We start from the raw sequence: 8,950 nt of genomic DNA, 5'->3' as shown, positions 1-8,950 counted from the left end.
GAACTCGCGACCCCGACCTTGGCAAGGTCGTGCTCTACCAACTGAGCTATTCCCGCATTTATCACTAATCAGCATTGCTGCGTGACAACGGGGCGTATTTTACGGATTTATATATTACTGTCAAACGAAAAAAATAAAAAATATTTTATTTGCTTAAAAATAACTCAAATATAGACGGTTATCATAAAAAATAACTGTGTTTTATTTAAATTTATAATTGAATATTATCCAGTAAGCTACCTTTTGCTGCTTGTAAATATTGGATCATTGACCATATAGTTAAAATAGCGGCGATATAAAGTAAGATAATTGCTGCTATTTCCATATAGTTGTTATAACGCCATAATAATCCGCCTAGTGCTAACATTTGCGCCGTGGTTTTCCATTTTCCCCACCAAGAAACTGCAACTTTACTACGCTCTCCGAGTTCAGCCATCCATTCACGTAATGCAGAAATAATAATTTCGCGAGAAATCATAATAATGGCAGGAATCGTAATCCAAAGAGAGTGTTGATATTCAACGATGAGAACCAAGGCTGCGACAACCATTACTTTATCCGCAACAGGATCCAAAAAAGCGCCAAACCTTGTAGTTTGCTTCCATTTACGGGCCAAATAACCATCTAGCCAATCAGTAACACCGGCAATAAAGAATATTAATGTAGTAATAAAAGGGGAGGATTCGATAGGTAAATAAAATGCAATCACGAAAAACGGAATCAGGATTACGCGAAACATCGTTAGGAAAATAGGAATATTAAATTTCATAGAAATGAACCGCTCTTGGTGTTAGAGATACACCTATTCTAAAGTATCTAAGAATATAAAAAAAGCCACATTATGTGGCTTTCTTGTAAATAATTACGGATTAAAGTTTATCAGCGTTTTGTTTTAAGTATTTTGCAACGCCTTCAGGGTTATCTTTCATCCCTTCTTTACCTTTTTCCCATTGAGCAGGGCAAACTTCACCGTGATCTTCATGGAATTGTAATGCATCAACCATACGTAACATTTCATCGATGTTACGACCTAATGGAAGATCGTTTACTACTTGGTGACGAACGACGCCATTTTTGTCGATTAAGAATGAAGCGCGTAATGCAACGCCTGCTTCAGGATGTTCAATACCGTATGCTTGAGCAATTTCGTGTTTTACGTCTGCTGCTAATGCATATTTAACTTGGCCAATACCACCATTTTCAGTTGGGGTGTTACGCCATGCATTGTGAGTGAATTGAGAGTCGATAGAAACACCAACTACTTCTACGCCACGTTTTTTGAATTCTTCATAACGGTGGTCAAATGCGATTAACTCAGAAGGGCAAACAAAGGTAAAGTCTAATGGGTAGAAAAAGATTACTGCAGCTTTTCCAGCAATGTGTTTTTTAAAGTTGAAGTTATCAACGATTTCGCCATTGCCTAATACAGCAGATGAAGTAAAATCTGGTGCTTGACGGGTTACTAATACCATAGTCATAATTCCTATATAAAGTTAAGTTGAAGTTTTGCCACATAGAATAGCAGCACAATTCTATTTGAAACGCCGACATTTTTATACTCGATTTTATCTATTAAAGCAATTAATCTTATCTAAAATAAGGTGGAAATATGCAACAACACAATCTATCAACAACATTTATCCATGCAGGGCGTAAAAAACGTTTTTCGCAAGGCTCCGTAAACCCCGTTTTACAGCGAGCTTCTTCATTAGTATTTGACAGTATTGAAGATAAAAAACACGCTACTCAACATAGGGCAAAAGGCGAATTATTTTATGGCAGAAGAGGGACGCTAACACATTTTGCTTTACAAGATTTAATGTGCGAAATGGAGGGGGGAGCCGGTTGTTATCTTTATCCTTGTGGTGCAGCTGCTGTCACTAATTCGATTCTTTCTTTTGTAAAAACTGGCGACCATGTGTTAATGAGTGGTGCAGCTTACGAGCCAACCCAAGATTTCTGTAATATTGTGCTGAAAAAAATGCAGATTGATACAACTTATTATGATCCTCTTATTGGTGCTGATATTGCAACGCTTATTCAACCGAATACAAAAGTACTTTTTTTGGAGGCACCGAGTTCTATCACAATGGAAATTCCCGATATTCCGACTATTGTGAAGGCTGCAAGAAAGGTGAACCCTAATATTGTGATTATGATTGATAATACTTGGTCGGCAGGTGTTCTATTTAAAGCGTTAGAGCATGACATTGATATTTCTATTCAAGCGGGTACGAAATATTTAGTGGGGCATTCAGATATTATGATTGGTACTGCCGTTGCGAATGCGCGAACTTGGGATCAACTTAGAGAACATTCCTATTTAATGGGGCAGATGGTGGATGCGGATTCTGCTTATACGACTGCTCGTGGTATTCGCACATTGGGTGTACGATTAAAACAACATCAGGAAAGTAGTATTAAAGTGGCAAAATGGTTAAGTGAGCAACCAGAAGTAAAAACGGTGTACCATCCAGCTTTACCAAGTTGCCCTGGTCATGAATTCTTTTTACGAGACTTTAGTGGTAGCAGTGGCTTATTTTCTTTTGAATTAACTCAACGATTAACCTCAGAGCAAGTATCAAAATTTATGGATCATTTTGAGCTTTTCACTATGGCTTATTCATGGGGAGGGTTTGAGTCTTTGATTCTTTGCAATCAACCAGAAGAAATTGCACATATTCGTCCAAATATTAAACGTAATCTTACAGGTTCATTAATTCGTGTACATATCGGCTTTGAAGATGTAGATGAATTGATTGCAGATTTAAAAGCTGGATTTGAGCGAATTGCCTAAAAGTGCGGATAAAAAAATGCCTGTTTTACACAGGCATTTTTATAGGATTATTTTTGTTCTGAAACTAAACCAATTTGGGAACCGTCAGAAAAATGAATTGAGGTCCCAATAATATCGACTTGAATACTTTTTCCTTGTTGTAAGTGAGGACGAATTTGAGAAAGCACTGCTTCTTCATCGGTTGATAAGGTAACGGTTTCATTTGCTTTCGGTGCAATTGTTTTTCCAAATTGTAATGCAGGAAGATTTGCTACATAGAATGGTTGATTATTTTCTTTGTAAATAGTGAGCCATTGTGCTTCTGAAATTGCTTTATCGCTTAAATTTGTAATTTCATAAGTGATAGAAAAAGATTTTAAATCATCAGTAACAGAAACATTAGTAACTTTTATGTTTGCAACTTTTTGAAATTCTGCATTAGCTTGAGCGACTAATTCATCTATTTTTATTTGTGCCTGTTGTTCTGATTGGGTTGTTGATTGTGTAGCTTCTGTTTTGGGTTGAGCTTTTTCTACAGTAGGTTGAGTTGCTTCTACTGCGGGTTTTTCAGCTTTTTTTTGTTCTTTATCGTTACAAGCAGTTAAAGCAATTGAGCTTGCGACGATAGTTGCGAAAAGAAAAGACTTATTAAATTTCATTGTTTATTCCTATTGAAGTGGTTAAATAATGGTTCAGTGGCGTTAATTATAGATCATATGGCTTGGTATGACAGTCTTTTCTTTTGAAAGTTCATAGAAGTTGTTTTATCATATTTTTCGTTTTCCTTAATCAGCAGAGAAGTACAATGAAACATATTCATATCTTAGGTATTTGTGGCACATTTATGGGCGGCGTAGCGATGATTGCTAAACAAATGGGCTATCACGTAACGGGCTCCGATACTAATGTGTACCCTCCAATGAGCACTTTTTTAGAAGAGCAAGGTATCCAGATTATTCCAAATTATGATGTTGCACAATTACAACCTGCGCCTGATATGGTAATTGTTGGTAATGCGATGAAACGCGGTAATCCTTGCGTAGAATATGTGTTGGAAAATAATTTGAAATACACATCAGGTCCTCAATGGTTACACGACCATTTATTACGCGAACGTTGGGTATTGGCAGTTTCTGGTACGCATGGAAAGACAACTACAACAGGCATGCTAACGTGGATCTTAGAACAAAATGGCTTAAAACCAGGCTTTTTAATCGGAGGAATTGCCGGTAATTTTGGCATTTCAGCTCGTTTAGGAGACAGCCCTTATTTTGTTATTGAAGCTGATGAATATGATACAGCTTTTTTTGATAAACGTTCGAAATTTGTCCATTATAATCCTCGTACACTTATCGTAAATAACATTAGTTTTGACCATGCAGATATTTTTGATGATCTCAAAGCGATCCAACGCCAATTTCATCATATGATTCGAACCATTCCAGCAAGTGGCTTGGTATTAAGTTCGGCGAGTGAACAAAGTGCAAAAGAAACACTGGTATTGGGATGTTGGTCTCAACAGCAATTTTTAGGTAAAGATAACGAGTGGTTTGCTGAACGTATTACAAATGATGCCTCACATTTTGCGGTCTTCCATCATGATGAAAAAGTGGCAGAAGTAAAATGGAATGTAGTCGGACAACATAATATGCATAATGCTTTAATGGCAATAGCGGCTGCTCATCATGCGGGTGTGGTTATTGAAGATGCGTGTAAAGCATTGGGATCTTTTGTAAATGCTAAACGTCGTTTAGAAGTAAAAGGCGAAGTTAATGGCATTACAGTTTATGATGATTTTGCTCATCATCCAGAGGCTATTCTTGCTACGCTAACCGCTTTACGAGATAAAGTGGGGGGCGGTGTTCGTATTCTTGCAGTGCTTGAACCTCGTTCTAACACAATGAAAATGGGTGTTCATAAAGATGAAATTGCGCCTGCACTTGGCCGAGCTGATGAAGTATTTATGCTTCAACCAGAACAACTTCCTTGGGAAGTGGCAGATATTGCAAACCAATGTGTACAACCTGCCTATTGGAATGCAAATTTAGATCGATTAGTGGATATGATTGTCGCTGAGGCCCAACCTACAGATCATATTTTGGTGATGTCTAACGGCAGTTTTGGCGGCATTCATCAAAAAATTCTTGATAAGCTTAAACAGAAATAATCAAAGTGCGGTTAATTTAGAAAATGTTTTTAAGTTGACCGCACTTTTTATTGAATTGACGTAACATCTATTTTTAATTTGTAATTTATAAAAGGAATCTTTGTAGAATGGCTGATCCACATATTAAATCACCGATGGATTTTTTAGATAATCTGACTGTCATTATTTATCGCTCTGGCTTTGTGATAGCGGCGTTGTCTATTTTTGCCATGAGTTGGTATCCAGATTTATCACTCACATTTATATTAATTGCAGCAACTTGCTGTGCCTCTTCATTACATATTTATCTCAAATCCTTCCGATTGCTTTTTCAATTTGCTACTTGGATAGGATTGCTGTTTTATATTAATCATTATCCCGCTTTGGCCCTTGGCGGTGCGTTACTTACTTTAGGTGGTTTGTGTTTTAAAGAATATTTTTGTTTCCGCGTACCTTTGCTAAATTTACAGCCGATATTTGTGGCTTGCTTGTGGTTTTCATGGGGGTTAAATAATCTTATCGCATTACGCATTTTTTCTATTATTTCTGGCATATTACTTTTAGTTTTAGCGATACAAAAATGGCGAATGCCTTTGCATTTTGATATTGGAGACAAAACAAAATATCAAATTTAGAAAAGAAAATGACCGCACTTTTATGAGCGGTCATTGTTTTTAGAAAGGTTTATTTAGCTAAACATTCCATGTAACTATCTGCGGTAGATTGCAAGAATGTTGCATAAGAATTTTTGCCTAAATTGACTTTATCGCCAATTGGATCGAGTTGTCCTACATTGACTTTAGTATTTTGTGCTAAAGATTTAATCACTTTCGGCGTAAATTGTGGTTCTGCGAATAAGCAATTTACTTTATGTTCTGCGATTTCTTCTTTAATGTGCGCTAAAGTTTTTGCACCTGGTGCAACTAATGGATTGATGGTGAAGTAACCCGTTTGTTTTAAACCATAAGCATCATTGAAATAACCGTAAGCATCGTGGAAAACGTAGAAACCTTTATCTTTAACGTTCGCAAGTTGTGTTGTAATTTTTTCACCTTGTTCTGCCAAAGTGCGGTTAAAATCTGAAAGATTTTGTGCAATCAAATCTTTTTTATCTGGGAATTGTGCAGTTAATTTATCCGCTACTTTTTGTGCAACAATTTTGCTGATAGCTGGAGAATACCAAACATGCCAGTTTGTTGTTAAACCTTCGTCATGATCATGGTTATCGTGGTCATGGTCGTGATGTTCATGAGCGTGGTCATGATGTTCATGCTCGTGCTTATGATCATGGCCGTGTTCATGTTCGTGATCGTGTTTATGTTCGTGTTTGTGCTCATGTTCATGTTTATGATCGTGATCGCCATCTTCATGGAAATGCTCATGGTGAGCTTTACTTAATAAAGGTTCAACATCCGCAAGATCAGCAATGGTAATCACTTTTTTACGTTCAATTTGGCTAATTGGTTTGTCTAAGAATGAATCAACGTCTTCACCAATCCACACAACTAAATCTGCAGATTTTACTTTTTGAATATCAGATAATTTCAAATTGTAGTCATGCGGAGAGGCGCCTGCAGGAACAAGGACTTGTGTACTAGTTACTCCATCTGCAATAGATGAAACAATAAAGCCTAGAGGTTTTACTGATGCCAATACATCGGCATTTGCCATCATTGGCGCACTTAAAAGTGCGGCAGAAACGGCGCTAATTTTTAAAAGTTTTTTCATATTTCTGTTTCCTTACTTGTTGGTAATAATTCTCAAAGGGAAAGAGACTACGCCTTTTTATATAAATTGCAACGATTTTATAGAGCACGCGAGGGAAAATTTTTCATTTTCAAAGTAAATAGATTTCATTCGATAAAAAATGCACATTTATGGTCAATGTGCATTTTCAAGAGGTGATTAAGATTTTTTCTTTAGTAATTTATCTATTACACGAGAAACGGCAAAAAAACCAAAGGTTGCCGTAATCATCGTGGCTGCGCCAAATCCGTTTGCGCAATTCATTGTGGCAGAAATTGCACAACCTTCTGTCATTTGTGGGAATATTAAAGGTTGTGTTGAAAATACCGCATCGATGCTAAATTTGTGTTTGGGGTTTTGACTAAAATTGTAATCTTTGCGTAAAACTGACCGCACTTTGGCTAGAAGTGGATCTTGAATGGTTTTACTAAGATCGGCAATTTGAATTTGGGTTGGATCAGTTTGACCGCCAGCACCACCAATAGTAATCACATTAATTTTGTTACGTTTACAATAAGCAATCAGCGACGCTTTAGTTTTCACATTGTCAATGGCATCAATTACATAGTCATAGTCTCGATTGAGGTAATCTGATTGATTCTCTGGTGAGATAAAATCATCAATAATATTGACGGTACATTCTGGGTTAATTAATTTTACTCGCTCTGACATGACTTCAGTTTTTAATTTACCGATTGTGCCGCTCATCGCCGGAAGTTGGCGGTTGATATTCGTGACGCAAATATCATCCATATCAATTAATGTTAGTTTACCAATGCCTGAACGTGCTAAGGCCTCTACGACCCAAGAGCCTACGCCTCCAATGCCTATTACGCAAATATGGGCTTGACGTAAGCGCGCGAGTCCATCAGGTGTATAAAGTCGACCAATACCGCCAAATCGCTGTTCATAATTGTCCACTGGAGCCATTATTGTAACACCCATACTCGGCCATAGTGTTTTGATAATCCTGCGATATGGCCTGCTTGATCACCAATACCGCGATATAAGTCAAAGTGGTGGCCTTTCACTGCACCACCAACATCAAGTGCAACCATTAAATGTAATTTATGTGTGCCAAGCCAGTTTCCGTTATTATCAATGTCAGGCACTTCGACTAAAAGAACAGTACCAGATGGTACAACGCTACGATCTGATGCTACTGAAGCCATTGGTACAAGCGGTACACCTGCAGAACCTTTTACTTTGCCACTTGGATCATTTTTGAAGAATACATAAGAAGAATTACGTTCTAACAAACTTTGTACACGAGATGGATTGCGATTGCCCCATTCACGAATTGCTTGAATAGACATTTTCTCTTTTGGTACTTCCCCATCTTCAACTAATAAACGACCAACAGCGGTGTAAGGAAAGCCATTTTGTCCTGCATAAGCGAAGTAATTAAGGTTTCCATCACCAAAATCTACATAACCGCTGCCTTGTACCCCAAGTAAAAAATTCTCTAACATGGAATCACTATATGCTAATTCTAATCCTTGACCCGCTAATGCACCGGCATAGATTTGCGCACGGCTAAAACGTTTATTTGCTGGCATACGATAAATTGGATTTTGGAATTGACCTTGCGGTGAACGGCGAGCATGAAGGACAGGAGAGTAGTAGCCTGTCATCAAAACATTTTGATATCCATCGAACCCACGCATAATTTGCGGATGGATATTAAATTGAGTGAGTTCATTAATATTTGCTCCAGAAAGAACCCAATTTGTAATCTTTTCATAATTGTCGTAAAAATTGGTGGAAAGTTTACTCGAATAATTTTTTATATTGGAAAGCTGTGTTAAAAAATCGCCTTGATTTATTACCGCACTTTGGTTTTCTATATGGGAAACAGGCATAAGAGCTGCTTGCTGATAAGTTCGATTGGTATATTTTGCACCGAATTGTTGAGGATCACTACCATTTGAGGTGGTGGGAATCTGAATGTTTTTTATGTTAGAGGTACAAGCTACCAAAAGTGCGGTAATAATTGAGATAGAAAAAGTTTTGAACCAAAATGGTTTACACACCGACATTTTCAATCCTAAAGTAAGCAGAAATAAGGCTGCATACGCTACCAAAATTTACAGAAAACAACCAGTGTTATTTAGTGGAATTGATTAATAAAACTACATATTGAACATTTTATTAACAAACAATACGTAAAATTTTGTTTAATTCTTGCAATTCAATTTTAAGCGAGTATAGTACGCCTCATCAGACGCGGGGTGGAGCAGCTTGGTAGCTCGTCGGGCTCATAACCCGAAGGCCGTCGGTTC

Annotated in this window: 9 protein-coding genes; 3 read left to right on the top strand and 6 right to left on the bottom strand. The window is 37.4% G+C overall.

All coding sequences use genetic code 11. The features are described 5' to 3' along the window. Nucleotides 1-211: 211 nt before the first annotated feature. Both pgsA and ABW51_RS09100 read right to left on the bottom strand, forming a co-directional pair. On the bottom strand, nt 212-769 hold the full coding sequence (gene pgsA, locus ABW51_RS09105) for a CDP-diacylglycerol--glycerol-3-phosphate 3-phosphatidyltransferase (protein ID WP_053466491.1): 558 nt from the start codon (nt 767-769) through the stop codon (nt 212-214). Nucleotides 770-869: 100 nt separating this feature from the next. Further along, on the bottom strand, nt 870-1,472 hold the full coding sequence (locus tag ABW51_RS09100; RefSeq protein ID WP_005625599.1) for a peroxiredoxin C: 603 nt from the start codon (nt 1,470-1,472) through the stop codon (nt 870-872). Nucleotides 1,473-1,609: 137 nt separating this feature from the next. Here ABW51_RS09100 and metC point away from each other — a divergent pair, with 137 nt between their 5' ends. Continuing rightward, a complete protein-coding gene (gene metC / locus ABW51_RS09095; RefSeq protein WP_053466490.1) occupies nt 1,610-2,797 on the top strand; it encodes a cystathionine beta-lyase in 1,188 nt (395 codons plus the stop codon). A 47-nt stretch (nt 2,798-2,844) separates the two neighbouring features. Here metC and ABW51_RS09090 read toward each other — a convergent pair whose 3' ends face one another. Further along, complete coding sequence (locus ABW51_RS09090; RefSeq protein ID WP_053466489.1) at nt 2,845-3,435, bottom strand: hypothetical protein; 591 nt, start codon at nt 3,433-3,435, stop codon at nt 2,845-2,847. 146 nt (nt 3,436-3,581) lie between these two features. On the opposite strand from ABW51_RS09090, the gene mpl reads away from it, so the two are divergent. Further along, on the top strand, nt 3,582-4,943 hold the full coding sequence (gene mpl / locus ABW51_RS09085) for a UDP-N-acetylmuramate:L-alanyl-gamma-D-glutamyl-meso-diaminopimelate ligase (RefSeq protein WP_053466488.1): 1,362 nt from the start codon (nt 3,582-3,584) through the stop codon (nt 4,941-4,943). 107 nt (nt 4,944-5,050) lie between these two features. Continuing rightward, the gene (locus ABW51_RS09080; RefSeq protein ID WP_053466487.1) at nt 5,051-5,557 is read left to right on the top strand and encodes a DUF2301 domain-containing membrane protein; all 507 of its coding nucleotides are present in this window, start codon (nt 5,051-5,053) and stop codon (nt 5,555-5,557) included. Nucleotides 5,558-5,606: 49 nt separating this feature from the next. On the opposite strand, the gene znuA is transcribed toward ABW51_RS09080, so the two are convergent. The 3 genes from znuA to mltA form a co-directional block, all read right to left on the bottom strand. Beyond that, entirely contained in the window at nt 5,607-6,650 is a 1,044-nt protein-coding gene (gene znuA, locus ABW51_RS09075; protein ID WP_053466486.1) for a zinc ABC transporter substrate-binding protein ZnuA, read from the bottom strand. A gap of 177 nt (nt 6,651-6,827) precedes the next feature. After that, complete coding sequence (tcdA, locus tag ABW51_RS09070; RefSeq protein WP_053466485.1) at nt 6,828-7,598, bottom strand: tRNA cyclic N6-threonylcarbamoyladenosine(37) synthase TcdA; 771 nt, start codon at nt 7,596-7,598, stop codon at nt 6,828-6,830. Then, nucleotides 7,598-8,707 carry a murein transglycosylase A gene (gene mltA, locus ABW51_RS09065; protein WP_053466484.1) on the bottom strand — a complete coding sequence of 370 codons (1,110 nt, stop codon included), beginning with the start codon at nt 8,705-8,707 and terminating at the stop codon, nt 7,598-7,600. The genes tcdA and mltA overlap by 1 nt, the downstream gene beginning before the upstream one ends. Between the last annotated feature and the right edge of the window lie 243 nt (nt 8,708-8,950).

Source organism: Haemophilus sp. C1, assembly GCF_001276515.1.
In the GTDB taxonomy this organism is placed as follows: domain Bacteria; phylum Pseudomonadota; class Gammaproteobacteria; order Enterobacterales; family Pasteurellaceae; genus Haemophilus.
Note: the sequence above shows the minus strand (reverse complement) of the source record. Positions and strands in the feature narration are given on the sequence as shown.

Bases quoted from the DNA above. Each gene is read 5' to 3' on its own strand.
- mpl (WP_053466488.1), top strand. From the start codon at position 3,582: ATGAAACATATTCATATCTTAGGTATTTGTGGCACATTTATGGGCGGC.
- pgsA (WP_053466491.1), bottom strand. From the start codon at position 769: ATGAAATTTAATATTCCTATTTTCCTAACGATGTTTCGCGTAATCCTG.
- metC (WP_053466490.1), top strand. From the start codon at position 1,610: ATGCAACAACACAATCTATCAACAACATTTATCCATGCAGGGCGTAAA.
- ABW51_RS09090 (WP_053466489.1), bottom strand. From the start codon at position 3,435: ATGAAATTTAATAAGTCTTTTCTTTTCGCAACTATCGTCGCAAGCTCA.
- ABW51_RS09100 (WP_005625599.1), bottom strand. From the start codon at position 1,472: ATGGTATTAGTAACCCGTCAAGCACCAGATTTTACTTCATCTGCTGTA.
- tcdA (WP_053466485.1), bottom strand. From the start codon at position 7,598: ATGGCTCCAGTGGACAATTATGAACAGCGATTTGGCGGTATTGGTCGA.
- znuA (WP_053466486.1), bottom strand. From the start codon at position 6,650: ATGAAAAAACTTTTAAAAATTAGCGCCGTTTCTGCCGCACTTTTAAGT.
- mltA (WP_053466484.1), bottom strand. From the start codon at position 8,707: ATGTCGGTGTGTAAACCATTTTGGTTCAAAACTTTTTCTATCTCAATT.
- ABW51_RS09080 (WP_053466487.1), top strand. From the start codon at position 5,051: ATGGCTGATCCACATATTAAATCACCGATGGATTTTTTAGATAATCTG.